Genomic DNA, 241 nt, shown 5'->3' on the forward strand with positions numbered 1-241 from the left:
TTCTGTTTCACATATTTCTGCACATACACCCAACAGGCAATGCTACTGGCTTCTGATACAATGTCAGCTATGGTTTTGCGTATAAGCTCTTCAAATTCAGTAATTTCTTCTTTTGGGACAACATCATACAGTGTTGGTGCCTGATGACTTAATTTTACGCCATTTTCATTTGCATCTTTAAGCAGATTCTTAACTTTTTCTCTTGAATCCTCCGGTACTTTCATGTACTCCCACATAAATG

1 pseudogene is annotated in these 241 nt (G+C 37.3%); it reads right to left on the reverse strand.

Going from position 1 to position 241, the window contains the following annotated elements:
• Positions 1-224 (reverse strand): annotated as a pseudogene (locus GPK88_RS17885) (hypothetical protein); the annotation flags it as partial.
• Between the last annotated feature and the right edge of the window lie 17 nt (positions 225-241).

The organism is Blautia sp. MCC269 (genome assembly GCF_018785655.1).
In the GTDB taxonomy this organism is placed as follows: Bacteria; Bacillota; Clostridia; order Lachnospirales; family Lachnospiraceae; genus Blautia_A.